Annotated in this window: 13 protein-coding genes; 6 read left to right on the plus strand and 7 right to left on the minus strand. The window is 60.0% G+C overall.

Annotation, left to right across the window (positions count from 1 at the left end):
• Nucleotides 1-20 precede the first annotated feature (20 nt).
• From XH89_RS23945 to XH89_RS23955, 3 genes are read left to right on the plus strand one after another with little or no spacing between them, the layout of a single operon-like run.
• Nucleotides 21-266, plus strand: a complete 246-nt coding sequence (locus XH89_RS23945) for an acyl carrier protein (RefSeq protein ID WP_194462867.1) — start codon at nt 21-23, stop codon at nt 264-266.
• Nucleotides 253-1641, plus strand: a complete 1389-nt coding sequence (locus tag XH89_RS23950) for a fatty acid--CoA ligase family protein (RefSeq protein ID WP_194462868.1) — start codon at nt 253-255, stop codon at nt 1639-1641. The genes XH89_RS23945 and XH89_RS23950 overlap by 14 nt, the downstream gene beginning before the upstream one ends.
• On the plus strand, nt 1634-2359 hold the full coding sequence (locus XH89_RS23955; RefSeq protein WP_194462869.1) for an SDR family NAD(P)-dependent oxidoreductase: 726 nt from the start codon (nt 1634-1636) through the stop codon (nt 2357-2359). Before XH89_RS23950 ends, XH89_RS23955 begins: the two co-directional genes overlap by 8 nt.
• Nucleotides 2360-2731: 372 nt before the next feature.
• Here XH89_RS23955 and XH89_RS23960 read toward each other — a convergent pair whose 3' ends face one another.
• Nucleotides 2732-3421 carry a response regulator transcription factor gene (locus tag XH89_RS23960; protein WP_194462870.1) on the minus strand — a complete coding sequence of 230 codons (690 nt, stop codon included), beginning with the start codon at nt 3419-3421 and terminating at the stop codon, nt 2732-2734.
• 534 nt (nt 3422-3955) lie between these two features.
• Here XH89_RS23960 and XH89_RS23965 point away from each other — a divergent pair.
• The 3 genes from XH89_RS23965 (at nt 3956) to asnB (ending at nt 8999) form a co-directional block, all read left to right on the plus strand.
• The gene (locus XH89_RS23965; protein WP_194462871.1) at nt 3956-4837 is read left to right on the plus strand and encodes a response regulator transcription factor; all 882 of its coding nucleotides are present in this window, start codon (nt 3956-3958) and stop codon (nt 4835-4837) included.
• Between the two features lie 792 nt (nt 4838-5629).
• Nucleotides 5630-6658: a Wzz/FepE/Etk N-terminal domain-containing protein gene (locus XH89_RS23970; RefSeq protein WP_194462872.1), complete on the plus strand. Its 1029-nt coding sequence runs from the start codon at nt 5630-5632 to the stop codon at nt 6656-6658.
• 361 nt (nt 6659-7019) lie between these two features.
• Complete coding sequence (asnB, locus tag XH89_RS23975) at nt 7020-8999, plus strand: asparagine synthase (glutamine-hydrolyzing) (RefSeq protein ID WP_194462873.1); 1980 nt, start codon at nt 7020-7022, stop codon at nt 8997-8999.
• A 734-nt stretch (nt 9000-9733) separates the two neighbouring features.
• Here the strand turns inward: asnB and XH89_RS23980 are convergent.
• The 6 genes from XH89_RS23980 to XH89_RS24005 all read right to left on the minus strand — a co-directional run bounded on the left by XH89_RS23980 (nt 9734) and on the right by XH89_RS24005 (nt 19571).
• Nucleotides 9734-11158 carry an HlyD family type I secretion periplasmic adaptor subunit gene (locus XH89_RS23980; protein ID WP_194462874.1) on the minus strand — a complete coding sequence of 475 codons (1425 nt, stop codon included), beginning with the start codon at nt 11156-11158 and terminating at the stop codon, nt 9734-9736.
• Nucleotides 11145-13793 carry a type I secretion system permease/ATPase gene (locus XH89_RS23985; protein WP_194462875.1) on the minus strand — a complete coding sequence of 883 codons (2649 nt, stop codon included), beginning with the start codon at nt 13791-13793 and terminating at the stop codon, nt 11145-11147. The genes XH89_RS23980 and XH89_RS23985 overlap by 14 nt, the downstream gene beginning before the upstream one ends.
• Nucleotides 13794-13903: 110 nt before the next feature.
• Complete coding sequence (locus tag XH89_RS23990) at nt 13904-15964, minus strand: hypothetical protein (RefSeq protein WP_194462876.1); 2061 nt, start codon at nt 15962-15964, stop codon at nt 13904-13906.
• Between the two features lie 1035 nt (nt 15965-16999).
• Nucleotides 17000-18268, minus strand: coding sequence for a glycosyltransferase family 4 protein (locus XH89_RS23995; RefSeq protein WP_194462877.1), 1269 nt, complete (start codon nt 18266-18268; stop codon nt 17000-17002).
• A 309-nt stretch (nt 18269-18577) separates the two neighbouring features.
• Nucleotides 18578-18760 carry a hypothetical protein gene (locus XH89_RS24000; protein ID WP_194462878.1) on the minus strand — a complete coding sequence of 61 codons (183 nt, stop codon included), beginning with the start codon at nt 18758-18760 and terminating at the stop codon, nt 18578-18580.
• Nucleotides 18761-18965: 205 nt separating this feature from the next.
• Entirely contained in the window at nt 18966-19571 is a 606-nt protein-coding gene (locus tag XH89_RS24005; protein WP_194462879.1) for a hypothetical protein, read from the minus strand.
• Nucleotides 19572-19760: the final 189 nt, after the last annotated feature.

Consider the following 19760-nt stretch of genomic DNA (forward strand, 5'->3'; position numbering starts at 1 on the left):
CCGAAAATGAGGTGTGTACCATGCTGGTCAAAACGAAGATTTTCTCCATGATGAAGCAAATCGCCGAGGAGCAGAATTTAATGCTCCCGCCGCTTGAGGATGACCTGTCCCTGAACGAAACCGGGTTCGATTCACTGGCCTTCGCCATCCTGGTTGCCCGGCTGGAGGACGAGCTCAATGTCGACCCCTTTACTGCCGCGGAAGACGCAACCTTCCCCTCGACCCTCGGTGAGTTTGTCAGGGCCTACGAGAATGTCCCCGCCTGACGCCATCGCGCTACACCAGTACCTCGGCGAAGGGCTGACGGATCGCACGATTTCCGATGCCCGGCAAAGCGTATGTCTGACAGACATGATCGAGCGTAGCTGCCTGATCGGCGGGTCGTCCTGCGAGCTGTCGGGCCGCTCGGTGCTGCTTGCAACGTCCAGGCAGCTGCTATCCGCGCTTGCCATGATCGAGCTCGACGGCGCCGCCCGCCGCATGCTCCTTTGCCCGCCGGACGTCGATTGGGAGCGCCTTCAGATCCTCATTGCGCAGGCTGCCATCGATGTCATCGTCACCGACCGGGCGCTATCCGGCGACCGCACGGGAAAATGCACAGTTGTCGGCATCGACCTGCCCAAACGAAAGGCCCCGCGGCGGAAAGCAGACCATGTTACCGAATGGTTGATGCTGACATCGGGGACCTCGGGCCTGCCGAAGATCGTCCGACATACGCTCGATGGCCTCGCCGGCGCGATCGTCGCCGACGGGCCTGCGCGCTACCACGGCGCTACGTGGGCGACGTTCTACGACATCCGTCGCTACGGCGGCCTGCAAATCTTCTTGCGAGCCGTGATCGGCGGCGGATCTATGGTGCTCTTAGAGCCCGGGGAAGCCGTCGCGGCGCATGTGGCGCGGCTGCGCGCGAGCGGCGTCACCCATATCTCCGGAACCCCCTCGCACTGGCGCAAGATCCTGATGAGCGGCGCGGCCGCCAACTTCTCTCCGCGCTATGTCCGCCTGTCCGGGGAAATCGCCGACCAAGCCGTACTCGATGCCTTAACACAGGCATTTCCGCACGCGTCGATCGGTCATGCCTATGCCTCGACCGAAGCAGGAGTTGGTTTCAGCGTCGACGATGGACGCGAAGGGTTTCCCGCCCACCTGATGGGACCGAGTCAAGGCGGCGTGGAGATGAAAGTGGTCGAGGGCTCCCTGCGGATCCGTTCGCGACGTACCGCACGCGGCTATGTAGGGGCAGATGCGCCCGCTCTTGTTGACGCAGAAGGATTCGTCGATACCGGCGATATGGTCGAGTTGCGCGGCGAACGATACCACTTCGTCGGAAGACGAGGCGGCATTATCAACATCGGGGGGTTGAAGGTGCATCCGGAGGAGATTGAGGCGGTGATCAACCGGCATGCCTCCGTTCGGATGTCGCGTGCGCGATCACGGAAAAGCCCAATCACGGGAGCCATTGTGGTCGCCGATGTTATCCTCGCGGACGGCACCGATGGAAACCGTCACGAGGCGATCCGCGCCGAGATCCTTAGCCAGTGCAGGGATCGTCTGCTCACTTGGAAAGTGCCAGCCATGATCCGCTTCGTCGAGCGGCTCGACGTCACAGCGGCAGGGAAACTGGCGCGGACCGATGCGTAACGTCCTTGTCACAGGTGGCAGCCGGGGAATCGGCCTTGCCATTGCGCGCAGGCTCGTCGCGTCCGGCGAGTACAACGTGATCGCGCTTGCGCGCCACGAGAGCGGAGAACTTGCGGCTGCGGTCCGAGAGGCGCAACAGCGACTGCACTTCCGCGCCTGCGATCTTGCGGTGATCGATGAGATTCCCGCTCTGGCAAAGTCACTGCGCAACGAATTCGGCGCAGTTTATGGTCTCGTCAACAACGCCGGTATCGGCGCCGAGGGGCTGCTGGCAACCATGCACAACTCCGAAGTCGAGGCCGTGCTTCGCCTCAACATCTTGTCGCCAATCATCCTGACCAAATACGTGGTGCGCCACATGATGGTCGATGGCGCGGGACGGATCGTCAACATTTCCTCCATCGTCGCTTCGACCGGCTACAGCGGCCTTTCCGTGTATGCCGCGTCCAAGGCCGCGATTGCCGGCTTCACCCGTTCGCTCGCCCGAGAGGTTGGCCGGGTCGGCATCACCGTAAACGCGGTCGCGCCCGGCTTCATCGACACCGAATTGACCCGGTCTTTGGATGAGGAGAGCCGTGGGCGCATCACCCGCCGCAGCGCATTGCGCCGTCTGCCCGAAGCTGACAACGTCGCGTCCGTAGTCGAATACCTCCTTGGTGAGGGCGGCCGAAACATCACCGGCACCACGATGACCGTCGATGCCGGCAACACAGCCTGAGGCGGTCCGAGCGGGATCTTATACACGACGGCAAAGCAATATTCGTCGCCGATCGCGCTTCGAGTATCCCGTTATCGGGATATCTTCGCGCACTTCCGTCTCAAGCCGGGAGCTGCGATCCTGCTGGTGACCGAGAAAAGAGAACGGCCCTGATCGCTGGGGGGCAGGGCAGGAAGGATCAGGGCCGCTGCTCTGGATATGCCGATGCGGCGGTGGCACACCCCTGCGATGAAACCGGAGCCGTTCGCAATGGCCGCGACTAACTACCTGACAGCGGGCAACGCGATCGACCCAGACCCGCAGGTGTCGAATAGAACACGGTCCACCCGATAAGAGAGCTGCGATTCCGGATCAGCGGCCTGGTCCAACGGGCTACCCACAATTCTTCTCGGGCATCTTGTCGTTATCCATGGTGGCACGTCCATATTGCGCGATCGCGATGGCCGCGAGCACCGTCCGATTGCTGACTGCAAGCTTCTGAAAAATCTTGTGAAGATGCTGCTTGATCGTGCCGTCGGCAATGTTCAACCGCCGCCCGATCTCCTTATTCGACAGTCCTTTTGAGACCAGACGCATGATTTGGCGCTCGCGGTCCGTGAGCGTTGCGAGCATGTGTTCAGCATCCCCCCTCTCCTCCTGCGACCCGATAGGATCGGATGACGTCGTCGGCGACAAGCTGTCGCCCTCAGCTATCCGCCGCAAGAATTGGAGCAGGACCTCGGGCTCCGTGTCTTTCAGGACGATGCTGCAGGTTGCGGGTGCGGCTTCCAGTACGCGCGCGCAATCCTCACTCGAGCCGAAAAAGACCACATGTGTCGAATGACTTTCTGACAAACGATTTTGTGATATGTGGGTCGAACTCAGCAATAGCTCCGCGCACCCAGGCATCGCAGGATCCACGATCGCGATGTCGGGAGCAAAGTTCTTTATCGCTTCGATGCAGCTTGCAGTGTTCTCACAAGATGCAACGATTCTAAAATCGGGCAAGGCGCCGAGCACGATGCTCAGGCCCTCTAAGACAATTGGATGCCGGTGTGCAATGACTACATTGATACGTCGCATCGGGCGATCCTCCGTCGAGGTCCCCAACTAACGCGCTGAGCATACTCTATTTCCAAGATTTCCAAGCCATCGGCGTATCAGTCGAACTTCTTCCTGACATGATATCCTTGCTGCATTGCAGCATTTGGACGCGACCAGCTATCTGCCCGTAATTTGCGCTGAACTGCTCGGGAGAGTTCGTCACCAATCTGCAACGGTCCAGCTCGCAACGACGAACGGACACACGACGTCAGATAGCGGCGCGCCAACAGCTGATCGTCTGCGTGTATTGGACTTCCTCCGCTCGTATAACGAACGACATATAGGCGATCGAAAATTCAAGATTAACACTCTAAATAGTTTCAACAATATAGGAGCAGTGGATTTACAGATGACGTTTCGGGAAGACTCCCAGTCGGAGTAACCAACCTGGACGTCGGCAGTCCGAGTGAACACGACGGCCGCCAATGGCTGGTTGTCTCTCGCGAGACTCAATTTGGTTGCGTTATTTTGTTGCGTTTCTGTGGTGTGTCATTGCGTCGGCTGGAGGACCCAATGAGGAGGTATCAATCTTACGAAGTGGCTCTTATCGGAAAGAGCGTTTTAATTCGAGAAGGCATTGCCAGAATACTGCATGAAGCGAATTTTCGCATGCCGATATCGGTCTCGTCCCCTGAGGAATTGCCAAGCTCGCTTCAAGCTCAGCAACTGATGTTTCTCATCGTCCACACCGGCGATGATTTCGATGTTGCGGTATCGGAAATCGGATATGTGAAAGATCGATATCCCAACGCGCCCGTTGCGATCGTGTCGAACAATTATCGGCCGGTCGAGCTCGCCTCCGCATTTCGTGCGGGCGCCAGCGGTTACTTCGTCAACGTCAATTCGTGCGACGCCTTCGTCAAATCGGTTGAACTGGTGACGATGGGCGAGACGGTCTTCCCACCTGCATTCCTGTCGTTCGCTCTCGACGGCAATCGCGAGCGCGAAACGACGGAGCGCAGCCAACATGAACATGCGCCCATTACGGCTCAAGAGAATGCGGTCTCACCCCAACTTTCTCCGCGCGAGAACGCAATCCTAGCCTGCCTCATCGAAGGTGATTCCAACAAGAGCATTGCCCGAAAGATCGATATCGCCGAGGCGACCGTGAAAGTCCACGTCAAGGCGATTCTGCGAAAGATACGGGTTCAAAACCGAACGCAGGCAGCGATCTGGGGGATGAACCATGGGTCGCAGCTACGAGCTGCAAACGACCACGCGCCGGCGGCCGGTGAAGCCGGCGCTGCCGTCGTGACCCCCGGGGCGATTCCCGAACCGAAGCATCTCGACGAGACCGCTCACTTGGTCCGCCAGTCTAGTCACGTGGCGGTACCCCCGGTCGACGGTCTACTCCGCAAGGGAGTGGATCGCGCGGCGGCACGGCTCTACAAGTAGGCGCAGGACCCGGGAACAACTGCCGTCGCGCCAACGAGCCGATCGCGGAGCGGTGCTGCGACAGTTTCGCCGACCTCCCTGACGTCCGGGCGGCTGGCAGGAGGTTACCCCGCTGCTCTTGTGTACACAGCACGCAAGACAGCGCGGCAGTCTCCTCGGTTATCTGAGACGCGGAGTGCGCGGGCATGCGGGAGCTGGCCCTTTGTCGCCCCCGCAGCGATTCCTGCTTGTACCTCGCCGGCGAGAGAAGATAGCTGATGATCCTGCGCGTGCCGGTCTTGATCTCGACCGTCACTGCCATGCCAACGCCGAGCTTGACGAGCTTGTTCTCCATCTGCAGTGCTCGCGCTCCTGTTCAGGGATTCTTGCAGCTAATTCAGACCGCGCCGCTTTCGCTCGTAGATTCCGCTGGGAAGCTTTCTGGCTTGCTTTCGCCGCCAGCGCGGCCGATTTGCAGGTCGAACCTTCGGCAGTGCCGTCGCTCCATCGTAGTTACCTAATTATCGTCATTTCCTATCCACTGAGCGGTAAGGTACTGATACCCGGAGATGAGCGACTAGGTAGTAGAGTGCCATGGATCATGCGTTCTTCACCAAATTGCCGGCCTCTACACGTGCGACTTTGTCTGCTGCATCTTCCGCCAACCGACGATCGCATTAGCGACAGATTTAGCTTGGTCATCGTCGCGAAGCCTCAACTATCAGCACTGGTGCGAAAATCGTGCAGACCAATAGAACGGATAATTGGGTAAATCGGGACAATATGCCGCCTGACTTTCGTCCGGCACCCACCATGTCCCTGGTAGAAGTGCTAGCCTTCATACGACGACATCTCTCGATCATATCGCTGGCAACCTCGGCAACGCTTGGCATTGCCATAATTTACCTCATTACCGCGGCACCCACGTATACGGCGAAGGCGCAACTCGTGGTGGAATCGAGAGCGGTCGACCCCACCTCGGTGTCAACGATCGTGGAAAGTCAGATCAAGATCATAACGTCTGAGAGCATCGCTAAAGCTGTGATCGAAAAGCTCGATCTTGCTCAAGATCCGGAATTTGAGGCCAGCCAAGCCAGCCTCCTGCACAGCATGACCAGCTCGATATCCCGTCTGGTCGGCTGGAGTGGACCGGAAACAAACGCAAATGCGGCTCGGTATATTGTGGAATCCTTCCAACGCAAGCTTTCAGCCAAGCGTCTGGGTCCCACCTATCTTGTCGAGATTACCTTCGACTCCAGAGATCCTGATCGAGCGGCGCAGATCTTAAACACCGTCGCAGAAAAATATATTACCCGTCAAATGGACTCTGCCGGCTTACGAGATGATTCGTGGATCACGGATCGATTGAACGAATTGAGCAATCAAGCATTGACTGCCCAAAAAGCATTGGAGGATTTCAGTAGAAACGGGAAAGATACTCCGGATTCCGCTGCTACTATCGATAGACTGGCGGCCGCGGCTGAATCATCCAAAAGCGCCTACGATAACTTTCGCCACGTGCTGCGTAGGATGGAAGCCACACGACAACAATCCTTACCGGTGTTTGAGGCGAGTATCATCACTGGGGCGTCGCCTCCTTTGAGGGCCAGTTGGCCAAAAGCCAGGGTCGTGCTTGGAGCAGCGATTTTTGCGGGAGCTCTTCTTGGCATCGCTTTCGGAATACTGCGCGAACTTTCCGAAATTCTCGCCATCGGGCGGGAACCTCGCCTAAGCGCACAAGACGACTGGATCGAGGGACCTATTCCGGACGTGCTTCGATCAGATCATCAATCTGAAATATCGGCAAAGACAAGGCCGGCGCGCGTTACGGGCTCGGGGTGAGCGCGATCTCGCGGCCCATGGAGGCGCTCGACCCCGGTGACATGTTCAACCTGTTCGATCGCCTGGATCGCCTGCATTCCAAGGGGCTCTCGGCTTGGCCGCTCACTCGCGTTCCTGGCGACCACGCGACTCGCACCAGCTGCGGAGCCGCTCGGCGGTGAACCACCTCCCTCGCTCGCGATCCTAAGCTGACTTCGCTGCTTAACGCTCACGGCGTTCCGTGACGTGCTGGGCTTCTGATGATCGAGAATGGGTAGTCCGAAAGGGCCGAGCCGCGGGCCGGTTCAAAATACTATGTTCGTGAGGTGTGGGTTTGGATGCCACGCGTTGAAGTCCTCTTATCAGGTGAGCCTTTTCAAGCATGTGCGGAATTTCTGGTATTTGGGAGCGTAATGGCTGCAGACTTCAAGATCTGAAAAGGCTTGCATCTGCAATGACGCAAACCCTGAGCCACCGCGGGCCCGACGACAGCGGAGTTTGGTTAAGCGAACAAGTTAGCATTGCCTTCGGGCAACGTCGCCTTGCAATTATCGACTTGTCCCCAATGGGCCATCAACCGATGGTCTCGGCCAACGCGCAATATACAATTACCTTCAACGGTGAAATCTATAATTTCCGAGAACTGAGGGCCGAATTGGAGCGCCGCGGAGTTCAGTTTCGCGGACATTCAGATACAGAAGTTATCGTCGAAGGCTTCGCCCAATGGGGAGTCAAATCGACTATCGCCCGCCTGAACGGGATGTTCGCAATTGCCGCGTGGGACGACCGAGAGCGCCAACTGTTCCTAGCCCGTGATCGAATGGGCGAAAAGCCGCTCTATTGGGCGATTTTCGACGGACTAGTTTTGTTCGGATCAGAATTGAAGGCGCTGCGCGCTCATCCCGGTTGGAAGCCAACTCTCAATCGTGGAGCGATCGCCGCCTTTCTTCGGCATAGTTATGTGCCGGGTCCATTCACAATCTATGAAGATGTCTACAAACTGCCGCCCGCCGGGTTCGTCAAGATTGCGCACCGCGGCGGCCCCGAAGTGGAAGTGTACTGGGATCTGGCCAGTGTTGTCTCGCGGGCGCAACGCAGTACGCTTCGAGCCAACGAAGAGGAACTGGTCGATGAGCTTGAGGCTCTGCTGGATGATGCAGTATCGCGCCGCATGATAGCGGATGTTCCGCTTGGCGCCTTTCTGTCGGGCGGCTATGACTCATCTACTGTCGTCGCACTGATGCAGAAGGCTTCTGTGAGACCAGTCAGGACGTTTACCATCGGCTTCGAGAACCCGGTATTCGACGAAGCGAAGCACGCTGAGGCCGTCGCGCGACATCTTGGGACCGACCATACAACGTTTCCCGTCAGCGGCACCGATGCCCTCGATGTAGTGCCGAAGTTGGCCGAGATGTATGACGAGCCATTCGCCGATCCCTCCCAGATCCCGACCCATATTGTTTCCGCCTTGACGCGAAAACGCGTCACGGTGGCTCTGTCGGGAGATGGTGGAGACGAATTGTTTTCCGGATACGACCGATATCAACGGACGGAGAACATTTGGCGACCAAGTGCGAAGATGCCGCTTGCGCTCCGCCGCCTCGTGTCTTCAAGCATTCGCGCTGTGCCTCCTAGCACTTTCGACAGCATAGCGCGCTATGTACCGTACGCTCGGCGCCTGCCACGTGTTGGCCAAAAGGCTCATCGGTTGGCGCAAATGCTCTCAATGTCATCGATCGATTCCGTGTACTATCAAGTCATCTCACAGACCCAAGACGACGATCTTGTAAAAGGATCGCAAGAGGTGCGGACGGCTTGCTGGGACCAAAACCTCGAGGTCTTCTTGCCAGATCCGGTGGATCGTATGCGCTACCTGGATATGTGCGCGTATTTGCCCGACGACATCCTGACTAAGGTTGATCGGGCCTCTATGGCTGTGGCTCTTGAGGTGCGTGTGCCGCTCCTCGACCATCGACTGGTTGAATGGGTCTGGAAGCTGCCGTCAATTCAAAACGCGCGTGCCCGGCGCCCCAAACATTTGCTCCGGCGTGTTCTTGCTCGTCATGTGCCCGATCGTTTGGTCGAGCGCCCGAAAATGGGATTCGGGGTTCCGCTCGGGGATTGGTTGCGCGGTCCATTGCGGAACTGGGCTGAAGACCTGATGAGCGAAGCTTGCCTGAGCGCCGATGATATCTTTTACGTCGATGCCATTCGCTCGCTCTGGGCCGAATTTTTGAGCGGGGATGATCGGCGGTGTTTCCTGATTTGGAATGTCTTGATGTTTCAGGCGTGGCATCATCGATGGGGCGAGGCAGCGGTGGCGGATACCGCAGCAAGACGCTTGGAATCCCTTCTAAATTGAAGATATGGCGACGCCTTTATCGTTTTTGCCGCAGTCCAGCAGCGCGTGCGACTGTCCCCCGAGGGCTCGGGGAGTCAGGTGCGAATTCTCTCGATAGGTTCTACATTCCCGATCTATTTAAGGATGATACTATCCGATTGGCGGCTGGATCATTCAACTTTCAATATGCCTTCGCGCATGCGAGTGATGACGCCCGGCTAAGATTTCCGAGGATGACATACCGGCGCCTAGCCCGGAGCATCTACGAGGCCGATCTCATTCGGCCGCCTGGTTGCCGCCTCCAAAGTTCGAGCTCGACGACGTCGCGATATCTTCATCGCTGCGCACGGCAAGTTCGATCGCAGAGCCAACAAGAGTGCTTCCTACCGTTCGCGCAGGACGTCATGCTCGTATCGGGCGAAGGGCGAGAGTAGATAGCCACGGCGGGATCCGGTCTTGACGACCGCTGGAAGTTCACGAGCGGATCCCCCGTCCGAGAGCGTCGCCTGCAACCTCGCGACGTCGAGCCGAGCGGCGATGCCGCTGCTCGGCCCGTCATAGTCGGATCGAGCTCGATCAGGCTTGCTCCGGCCCGGACCAGTTGGCCTTCGTAGAATGGCCCGAACGACGCTGGTCCCCAGCGGTTGGATCAGATTGGTCCTCCCGCTGGGGATCTTCTTGTCGGTGGCCGTGGCGACGATGTCGACCGTGCCGCAGGTAGCCCATACAATTGGGATGCAGAAGACCCGCTTCGTCTACCGCTCCCGCAGCGATTCCTGCTTGTACCTAGCCAGTGGCGACAGGAGGTAGCTGATGATCCGGCGCGTGCCGGTCTTGATCTCGACCGTCACCGCCATGCCGGGGCCGAGCTTGACGAACTTGTCCTCCACCTGCATGTGCGAGCGGTCGAGTGAGACACGCGCTGCATACTCCAGCTCCTGGCCTTTTGGCTCGCTACTGCCTTGCGCCGCGCCCGCCGCGCGTTCGTTCGATCCGCCCTGCCTATCGCGCGTGATGGCATCCGTCGACACGCTGAGCACATCTCCGGAGAGAAGCCCGTAACGCGTGAAGTTGAACGTATCGATCTTGATCTCCGCTTTTTGTCCGGGATGAACGAATCCAATATCGCGGTTGGAGAGCATGGCCTCGATCTCGAGCTGACTCTCGGTCGGAACCACGATGGCCAGGGCCTGCGCCGGTGTCACCACGCCTCCCACCGTGTGAACGGCGAGCTGTTGCACTGTGCCGTCGACCGGCGCGGTCAGATGCTGAAGCTTCGTGCGGCGCTCCGCCTTGACCACCTCCTGCGCAGCGCTTGCTGCCTTCTGCTCGGCTTTCGCAAGTGCATCATAGGTGGTCCGGCGATACTCCGCCGCGGTCCTTTCTTTCGTTTCCTTCAGCAAGGCGATCGCGGCGTCGGCTTCGCGGAGCCGACTCTGCTGGAGGATCAGATCCTGCTGAAGGCCGACCAATTCCTGATACTCGGAGAGATAAACAACCTTCGAGGCCAGAGCCTTATCGACCAGATTCTTGCGAATATCGACCCTCTCCTGGAGCACCGGTATGGTCGCCTGGAGCTTTGCCACGCTCGCCGAGGTGGTCGCCCGTTCGGCTTCCTTCTGACCCTGCTGGCGCTCGATCTCCGCGAGCTTGGCGCTCTGTTCGGCGCGCTGGCTGATGAGAAACTGGCGGTGCATTTCGATCTCTGCAGAGCTTGCGCCCTCCGGCGATCGGAAGGCGGCAATCGGATCGTCGGTAAGTGCCGCGCGCAGCCGCGCGACGTCGAGTTCGGCGGCAACGAGATCGCTTCTCTGGCGCTCCAGATCGGCTTCCGTCATCGTCGGATCGAGCTCGATCAGAACATCGCCGGCCTTGACGCTCTGTCCGTCACGCACATGGATTGCGCGAACAACGCCCGTCTCGAACGGCTGGATCACCTTGGTACGCCCGCCGGGCACGATCTTGCCTGTCGCGGTGGCGACGATATCGACGGTGCCAAGGGATGCCCACAACAGCGCGATGCAAAAAACCGCGATGATGCTCGCCCCGATCGCGCGACCAATCGGAGACGGCGGCGCTTCTGCGATCTCGAGCGCCGCAGGCAGAAACGCAATCTCATGCTCGCGCCGTCGAACTTCGGCTCTCGGGAACGGAACGATATTTCGGCTAGCGGACGTCATGGATACCGGCCTGCAAGTAATGGAGATTTGCGTAGCGTCCGTTCGAGCGGACCAGCTCATCATGGCTGCCGTCCTCGACAATTCGGCCGTGCTCGAGTGTGATGATCCGGTTCGCATTACGCACGGTCGAGAGCCGATGAGCGATGACGAACACTGTCCGGCCGGCGGCAATCCGTTTCATGTTCTGCTGGATGGCCCGCTCGCTTTCGTAGTCAAGTGCACTGGTCGCCTCGTCGAGGATAAGAATACGCGGGTTGGTAATGAGTGCGCGAGCGATCGCAACACGCTGACGCTGCCCGCCGGATAAGCTGCTGCCGCGTTCGCCGACGACGGTGTCGTAGCCCTCCGGCAGTTCCAGGATGAAGTCGTGAGCGCCGGCGAGCGAAGCCGCCTCGATGACGCGGTCCATGGGCATGGACGGGTCGGCGAGCGCGATGTTCTCGCGAATGGAGCGATTAAACAGCACGTTCTCCTGCAAGACCACGCCGATCTGGCGCCGAAGCCAGGTCAGGTCGACGGTCGCGAGATCAACGCCATCGACCAGGACGCGTCCGCTCTCCGGCACGTAGAAGCGCTGGATCAGCTTGCCGATGGTGCTCTTGCCCGAGCCCGAAGATCCGACGATACCGATGACCTGCCCCGGCTCGACGCTGAACGACACATCGTGCAGCACCTCGGGGCCGTCGGCGCGATAGCGGAAGGTCGCGTGGTCGAACACGACCTTGCCGCGGATCGGCGGCAGCCCGGCGCGGGCCGAGCTGAAGCTCGGCTCCGGTATGGTGTTGAGAATGTCGCCGAGACGATCGACCGACAGTCGCGCCTGGTGGAAATCCTGCCATATCTGCGCAAGCCGAAGCACCGGCGTGCCCACCCGCGCCGCCAGCATGTTGAACGCGACCAATTCGCCGACGCTCAGGTCGCCGCCGATCACGAACCGGGCGCCGAAGTAGAGCGTTGCGGCCGTGACCAGCTTGTTGATCATCTGGACCGCTTGGCTCGCCGTGTTGTTCAGGCTGAGTACGCGGAAACTGGCGCTTACATAGCCGGCAAGTTGTTCCTCCCAGCGGCGCTGCATCTGCGGCTCGACCGCCATCGCCTTCAGTGTCTCAACGCCCGTGACGCTTTCGACCAGGAAGGCCTGATTTTCCGAGCCGCGGTTGAACTTCTCATCGAGGCGCCGGCGAAACAGCGGCGCGGCGCCGGCGGAGATCCCCATGTAGAACGGGAACGAGGCCAGAACGATCAGCGTCAACGGCGTCGAGTAGTAGAACATTACCGCAAGGAAGACGACGGTGAACAGGAGATCGACGACAAGCGTGAGCGCCGAGCTCGTCAGGAACTGGCGGATGTTCTCGAGCTCACGAACGCGAGCAACCGAGTCGCCGACGCGGCGTGTCTGAAAATACGCGATCGGCAGCGCCATCAGGTGACGAAACAGCCGTGCGCCGAGCTCGACATCGATACGGTTCGTCGTGTGCGCGAACAGATAGACACGCAACGTGCCGAGGACGGTCTCGAACAAGGTCAGCGCGACGAGGCCTGCGACCAGCACATCGAGCGTGCTGATGCTTCGATGCACCAGAACCTTGTCGATGACGACCTGGAAGAACAGCGGGGCTACGAGCGCAAAGACCTGAAGGAAGAACGAGGCGATCAGCACTTCGCCGAGAAGGCCGCGATACTTGTGAACCGCGCCGAGGAACCAGCCGATATCGAACCGTCTGGAGAGATCCGTCAGGGACGCACGTCGGGTCATCAGGATGATGTCGCCGTCCCAGATCGCCTCGAGCTCGGCCTGGGTCATCGATTCAGGTCGGGAAGACAATGGACGCTGAACGAGAAGCGTGTCGTCGACGACCTTGCCCAGGATCAGGAAGCTGCCATCGCGCAGCGCTGCGATCGCCGGCAACGGCGTGACGGCGAGCCTATTCCAGTTCGACCGTTGCGCGCGGGCCTTGAGGCCAAACTCCCTTGTGCAGCGCAGGATTTCGGTCACACCGACGCGCGAGGTGCCCATGCGATGGCGAATTTGCTCCGGGTCGGCCGCAACGCCATGACAACGCAGCAATATCGCCATTGCGATGAGTCCCGACTCGTCGCCGTCCACAGGCTCAGGACCGTGCTTCTGGAAGCGCGTATCGCGACGAACGAAAGGATTTGCCCGCATCAGGGCTTCTCCTGCACGGACAGCCACATCGCGTCCGTGCGCGATCAAACCGGCAAACGCCCGATGCGCCCGGTCGGCCACGCTTTGAGATCCGTTCAGGATCAGCCGGCCGTCCCAGATCTCTTCAAATTCCGCACGCGGCATCAACTTCGGCTGTGTCGCGGTCGGATGCAGCACAAGCACAGCGTCCTCCTCGGCTTTCCCGAGCAGCAGGAATCCACCATCACGCAGCCCCGCGATTCCGGGGAGACCAATGCTTGCGAGCTCTTTCCAATGCGTCGTGCGCGAAGCGACCTTCAGTCCGAAGTCGCGGGCGCAGCGAAGCATCGCACGGATGCCGATTGCGCTGTCTCCGCAACGGTCGCGGAGCTGGTCGAGCTCGGCGTTTACGCCATGAAGGCGCAGGAACAGAGACAGGGCTCGTAGCCCGAGGTCTCCGGTATGGGCATTTCCATTCTGGATCGCCATTTTAATACTCAACCCTTCGCGGCTACCGGCCGCGTATGATGTCCCTTCTCATGCATTCCAAGACATTGCGGGTGCCGCACCCAGGCACTGGGCCCGGGTGCGGCAAGGCCTTAGTGTTGCGGTCTAGCCAGCAACGTGTCGTGCCCCCAAGCGGTCGCCTGCGACACAGCCGCCACGATCTGACCGGGATCCACCTGGCCGGTGTGAGCGGCCAGATACTGGTTCAGCAGCGCAAAGCTCTGGCTTGCGAGCGAGGCCATTGCGGCACCCGTCGCAGACGGACGATCCGCCGCAATGATCGGATCGGCAGAGGCCGTTGCCAGGCTGCTGGCCGCCGGGTCGAAATGCTGCTGGAGCATCGCAAAGCCCCGGCTGGCCAACCCCGCGATTGCAGCGGCCGTCGGCTGATGATCCGTCGGCTCGATCGTCTGCGACGCGGCCGTCGTGGTGGCAACAGCCTGATGATCCGTCGCAGTGTGGTGGTCGTGCGACGACGTTGTCGTAGTCGTCTCAGGTCGGGGATCGGTCACGGTGATGGTCTGTGGCGAGGCCGTCGCGACCGCACCAGTTGAGGGATCCTTCGCGCTTGCCGTCATCGTCAGCGTCGCAACCGGATAACCACCGCCCCTGTAGGTCGACGTCAGCGTCAGTCCGCTGTCGACCTGCGCGGCCGTCAACGTGATGTTTTTGCCGCTGAACGTCTGACCGTCGAGTTTGTCGGTGATCGTTTCATATTTCGGCAACCCCGTGATGTTCACGGTCACGGCATCGTTCGAATCGGTCGTCGTCACCTTCGTCCCGAGATCGACGGTACCACCTCTCCCGGCCACCCAGAGCGAGGCGTCCGCGACGGTGAGGACAGGCGTCGCCACGGCGGGCGGCGGCGGCGTGGTCGGCGTCGTCGGCGTTGTCGTTGACGTCGGGTCGATCTGCAGACCGGAGAACGTCTTTACGGCGCCGGCAAGATTGGCAGCGACACCGGAGGCGTCCTTGATCGCCGCTCCGCTCGGGAGATTGACCCCGGTGATGGCGAGCGCCGAGGTGCCGGTGTCGGTCGAGGCGACCGTGGTCTTGAAGGTGAGCGTGTTCGTGCCGGAACCGCCGGCATAAGTGGCCGTTCCGCCGTCATTGAGCGACAACGTGGGCGTGCCCGTCACCGTCACGGCTTCGTTGAAGCCGAGCGTCAACGCGATCGTGTCCCCGACGTGCTCGGTGCCCGTTCCCGGAGAAGCCGAGGTCTGCGTCACCGCCGGCGTGACCGTTGGGGTGGTGGGCGAGGAGGTGCTGCCCGATGTTGTCGGCGTGCCCCCGCTCACCGCCTTGAGCAATGGAAGGAATTTGTTCACGTCCGCATCGAGGGCGCTGATCGTCGTCGCATCATAGGCGTTCTGCTGGATGCGAAGGGCGGTCTGGTCGCCTCCCCGCTCGGTGATGTAGGCGCCGTATTGCTGGAGGGCACGGAACACCTCCTGGCCCAGCGGCGAAAGGCCGGACGGCATCGGCGTTCCGGGCGCAATGGCCAGAAGCTGGCCTTCCTGCAAGGGAGCACCGGCAGTGTAGCCGTCGCTGCCAATGGCGGGGGCTACGTAGCCTGGTGCCAAGAGCGAGTTGTCGACGGCGAGCTGCAGGGCATGATTGATCGTGCCCGTGTCCGTCTGCGCCTTGACCAGGAGCCCGCCGAGCTCGCTCGAGCCGTCGGCAGATACGCCTGCACCCAGCACGGATGACCAATTATTTTGCGCAGTGGGTGTCTGGAGGGCGCCCCAACCGGTGCCCGTGACCACGTTCGCCTCGCCATACGCCTGGGCGGTCGCGGTCGTGTTGCTCGTCCAGCTGAATCGCCAGAAATTATAGGCGATGTCGCCGTCGACGACGATGATCGGGTTGTCAGGATTCGGGTCTGACCCATATCCCGCGCCGCCGCCGCCGGTCGCCCCTACCGGAATATGGACGCTGACGGTCCCGGCGGGCCATCCATAGGTCTCGGGAACAGACACCTGCACGACCGGGTCCGACGACGAGGCGACGTAGACCGGAAATAGGTCCGTCGCGGCGTAGTTCCACCCGGTCGACGTGGGCCAGTTGATCGACGTATATGTCGCTCCGGTGTTGACCTGCTGGTTCCAAAGCGACCCCGACGAAAACGGAGTGGATGACAAGTTGAACGACATGCGTACCCTTTCGTTCTGTTTGCTGAGGCTTTGACATTGACAATGGAATTCCACTGCCGCGCATCGCGAAGGCGCGCGACATACCACGTGCTCGCAACCTCAGGCCGCAAGCAGATTCCAACGCATCGCAGCCTCGGACTGCGAGCGGACTCCAAAGCAGTGGGATTTTTGAAGGTGCCCCCCGACTGCTGGGTTGGCTGCCTAATGACCAAAAATGGCGAAAAAACTTTCAAAGTGTGATTTATACTCAAGTAGGTAGCGCCCAGCACTTGCCTCATAAGCGCCTGTATTGCGCCCCGTATCGAACCGGTTGGTTCAAGACACGCACTCGATTTTTCGAGTCAGCTTGTGTCGCGATTGGGAAAGGTACAGCTGTCCGGTGCCACGGCGGGAACGTCGCGTAGGAAAGTACCTCCGTCTTGGACACTGGCGCCTGCCGCATGTTTCTTGGGCGAATGGTGGCGATAGAAGCGGAGACGACGCGCCGTCAGCCTTTGCCCGCAAGCGCCAGCGCGTTGCGCATGAAGTGCACGTGGCAACGCTGCGCCGATAAACATGCGATGTGGGCGTTACTTCTCGATCTGTTTGGAGCAAGTGGCGTTGCCGAGTCCTCTGAGCGGCATGGCGGAGTCATCTTGACGCCAAACAGATTGCGCTCCAGCTGACGCGCAAGGCTTATTGCGATAAGGCTGAACTCAAGTACGACCTGGACGTTGAACGCGTTGCCGATGCCTGCGCCCAGCATTCGGAAGGGAGGCGAACCGGGTAGCCTACCAAGGCGCGCGGTACACGGCGGCAGACCCTTCCATCAGCATCGGGTCCACTTGTTCGCGCTCCTCACCAATAAGATCAGGCGCAGCGTCTATCGCAGCGTAGCCGCCCTCAGGCCGACGATTTACGATCGCATTCAAACACGCGGACAAGAATTGAAAAGGCGTAGACCAAAAGAGGTACCGCCCCAGATGCATTGACGTCGGCGACCTCGCGATCGAGCAGTTCACCCGATCCAGCGCCTGGAGGTAATTGCCTCCGCTCTCAGGGAGCATTCGTATTGGCTGGTGTCCCTGCATATGCAGGTGCGCGCCTCGGCACCAACCGCGCATAGGCGGCCAAAAGGGAACGCTTTCCGACCTCCCATTGAAATTCGCCGTAGGCACGTTTCCTGCCGGAGTTCCGCATTCGCTCGCGCCCGGCCTCATCCTCAAGCAGCGACACGATTCCTTCGCCGAGCGCCCGCGGCGTCGACTCCGCCACCACCACGCCAGCCTCGCCTGCATCACCCCTCGCCTGTGCCAAGTCGAACAGGACGAACGGCAGCCCGAGGGCCATGTATTCAAAGACCTTGATCATCGACATTATTACGTTGCAGGCATTAGGAGGATCCGGAACGACACCGATATCGCAAGCCGCCAGCATGGCGGGAAGCGCATCGCCGGTAATGTAACCGGCAAATTCGACATTGTCGGCAATCCCCAGTTCACCTGTGAGCGCCCTGACCCGACCTGCTTCCGGCCCATCGCCGATGATCAGGCAGGCGATATCCGTTCGATGCATGCGCTTGACGATGTGTTCCATCGCTTTGACCAGGAGATCTACTCCGTCCTGCCCGGCAATCATTCCCACATAGCCGACGAGATATCGAAAGGTCCGCCTGACCGACAGTTCGGGCATGACCTGGCTGAAGCGCCCAACATCGGGGACGCTTCTGACGATCCAGACCCTGTCTGGCGGCATCCCGCCTCGCTCCACGGCCTGCTGCTTCAGGGTAGGATTTGTCGCGAGGACCCCGTCGGCCAAGCGAAACGTCCAGCGTTCGAACAGGAGCAGGAGACGATAAAGGAAATCCTGGCGGCCGAACTTGACCTCATAAAGTTCGGGCGCGGGATCATGCTGATCAAACAAAAATTTCTTGCCCAAGAAGAACTTGTAAAAAATCGCGATCAAAAAGATCAAGTCCGGCGGATTGCATGCATGAATAATATCGAACCCATGCCTCTGCGCCACCTTCAACGAGAGAACGAATTGCCAAAAAAGGGCGACGGCATATTCGAGAAGATAAGTCACTGCGCCCGAGCCTTCGACACCGCGTGGATGGCGGAAGATGTGCACACCGTCTAGCTGCTCGTACGCCTTGTCGTATCCTCTCCCTTTCGGACAAATGACCGAAACGGTGTAACCAGCCTGGTGCAGCGCTGTGGCCTCCGACCAGACCCGGCGATCAGGCGGCACCGGCAGGTTCTCGACGATGATGAGGACTGCGCCGGGCGGATCACCTGCCGCAGATGTGTTCGCTGAGAGCCCCATTGCGCCTACCTCCATCAGTGGGAACACGGCGAGCTTTCGTACGAGCCTAACAGGAGCACAATCTCGAGGTCGCGGTTCAAACCGGAGTAAGCCAAAAGGGGCAAGGTCAATTCGATCCACATGATGCTATTGTAACGAGGCGATGCGAGTTCATCTCGCTTCTCCAACACCTGATTGGCCAGCCTGTACCGGCAAACCCGCGCCGCCGCGCTCGAGCATGAGCGTCGCCAAGACGGAGCTCGAGGCGCGGGGTCGCCGCCGGTGATGATCGACAGCACCGCGGTTTCGCCCCGCCGTGACCCCGCTCTATCAGCACCTTTTGCTGACCGCCGAAAGGAAGTCCTGGCGCTGTGTCGAGAGCGGCGCGATCGCCAACATCTCCGCTTCATCATCGAACAGCCATGCCTGATGTGCGGCAGGCAGCCCTGCGATCCGCATCATTTGCGCTTTGCCAAGCCCGCGGGCTCGGACAAAGTTCAGTGACAAGTTCATCGCCCCGCTCTGCCGCGCCCATCACCGCGAGCTGCATCGCGCCGGAACCGAAGAGGAGTGGTGGTCGCGATCGGGAATCGAACCGCTGCAGACGGCACGGACATTGTGACTAGCGACCCACCCAAGTAGCGTAGCTTAGGACGCGCTTACGCTGGACGCGCGAACGCTGGCCGCGTCCTCCTTGAGGATCGAGCGCCGAGACGAGCTATTGATGTGACCCGTTCGTTGAGCTCGCAGAAAATGCACATCGTGTTTCTCGCAGACGCAAGCCCCATGCAGCGAGCCTCACCAAAGGAGCCGCGATAGCCATTGCGGTGAAGGGGAGATATTCAACGATATGTCGGATCCCACCATGCAAGGGATCTTGCATGAAATCCTTGAGAAATGCGTAGAGTATGACATTGATGCCGATCGTCCGTAACAGCCGCCACGGCTTCGGACCAAGCATCGTATGTAGGTTTCCAAAGGATAAGAGCGCGAGAATGAAGGTCAGGGCAGCAACAGGTCCGAAAAAGATGAACACGCCGATAGGCGGCGCGGAGCCGATCCAGCAAAGCCAGCCAACTAGGGCGAGATGAACTAGGAGCGCGGCCGCGAATGCGAGGCCAAGTTCCCGACCGAGTTGCTTTAGCGGTAGAAACACTGCACCAAACAGGGTCTGTAACGCTCCTCCGGCATATGCGGCCCAGAACCAAAGAAAAGCCACGCGCGCGGTGGCTGCGAGCGCCACTGAAGTGCCATGAACGCCGGAGCCGCTGGTCGCAAGTATGATGGCCGCCAAAAACAGATTGGCGCCAAGCGCCGTGCCCATCGACCATTCTGCAGACCTAGATCGCATCTTCCGCGCCTCGGCCCTAGGAGTTTGAGGCGGCCATTCTCGCAGGCGGTTACGTCTGGGGCAAATCAATTAGATAGAATGAGTTCGGCGCCCCACATTGCCGCAGCGACGAGTTTTCCCGAATGCAGCTGTACTGCAGTCGCTAACCTGCAACAGTCGGCT

This window comes from Bradyrhizobium sp. CCBAU 53340 (genome assembly GCF_015291645.1).
Taxonomy (GTDB): Bacteria; Pseudomonadota; Alphaproteobacteria; order Rhizobiales; family Xanthobacteraceae; genus Bradyrhizobium.

What these genes read in the sequence shown, in the direction of transcription:
- XH89_RS23945 (WP_194462867.1), top strand. Translation starts at nt 21, where the DNA reads ATGCTGGTCAAAACGAAGATTTTCTCCATGATGAAGCAAATCGCCGAG.
- XH89_RS23950 (WP_194462868.1), top strand. Translation starts at nt 253, where the DNA reads ATGTCCCCGCCTGACGCCATCGCGCTACACCAGTACCTCGGCGAAGGG.
- XH89_RS23955 (WP_194462869.1), top strand. Translation starts at nt 1,634, where the DNA reads ATGCGTAACGTCCTTGTCACAGGTGGCAGCCGGGGAATCGGCCTTGCC.
- XH89_RS23960 (WP_194462870.1), bottom strand. Translation starts at nt 3,421, where the DNA reads ATGCGACGTATCAATGTAGTCATTGCACACCGGCATCCAATTGTCTTA.
- XH89_RS23965 (WP_194462871.1), top strand. Translation starts at nt 3,956, where the DNA reads ATGAGGAGGTATCAATCTTACGAAGTGGCTCTTATCGGAAAGAGCGTT.
- XH89_RS23970 (WP_194462872.1), top strand. Translation starts at nt 5,630, where the DNA reads ATGTCCCTGGTAGAAGTGCTAGCCTTCATACGACGACATCTCTCGATC.
- asnB (WP_194462873.1), top strand. Translation starts at nt 7,020, where the DNA reads ATGTGCGGAATTTCTGGTATTTGGGAGCGTAATGGCTGCAGACTTCAA.
- XH89_RS23980 (WP_194462874.1), bottom strand. Translation starts at nt 11,158, where the DNA reads ATGACGTCCGCTAGCCGAAATATCGTTCCGTTCCCGAGAGCCGAAGTT.
- XH89_RS23985 (WP_194462875.1), bottom strand. Translation starts at nt 13,793, where the DNA reads ATGGCGATCCAGAATGGAAATGCCCATACCGGAGACCTCGGGCTACGA.
- XH89_RS23990 (WP_194462876.1), bottom strand. Translation starts at nt 15,964, where the DNA reads ATGTCGTTCAACTTGTCATCCACTCCGTTTTCGTCGGGGTCGCTTTGG.
- XH89_RS23995 (WP_194462877.1), bottom strand. Translation starts at nt 18,268, where the DNA reads ATGGGGCTCTCAGCGAACACATCTGCGGCAGGTGATCCGCCCGGCGCA.
- XH89_RS24000 (WP_194462878.1), bottom strand. Translation starts at nt 18,760, where the DNA reads ATGAACTTGTCACTGAACTTTGTCCGAGCCCGCGGGCTTGGCAAAGCG.
- XH89_RS24005 (WP_194462879.1), bottom strand. Translation starts at nt 19,571, where the DNA reads ATGGGCACGGCGCTTGGCGCCAATCTGTTTTTGGCGGCCATCATACTT.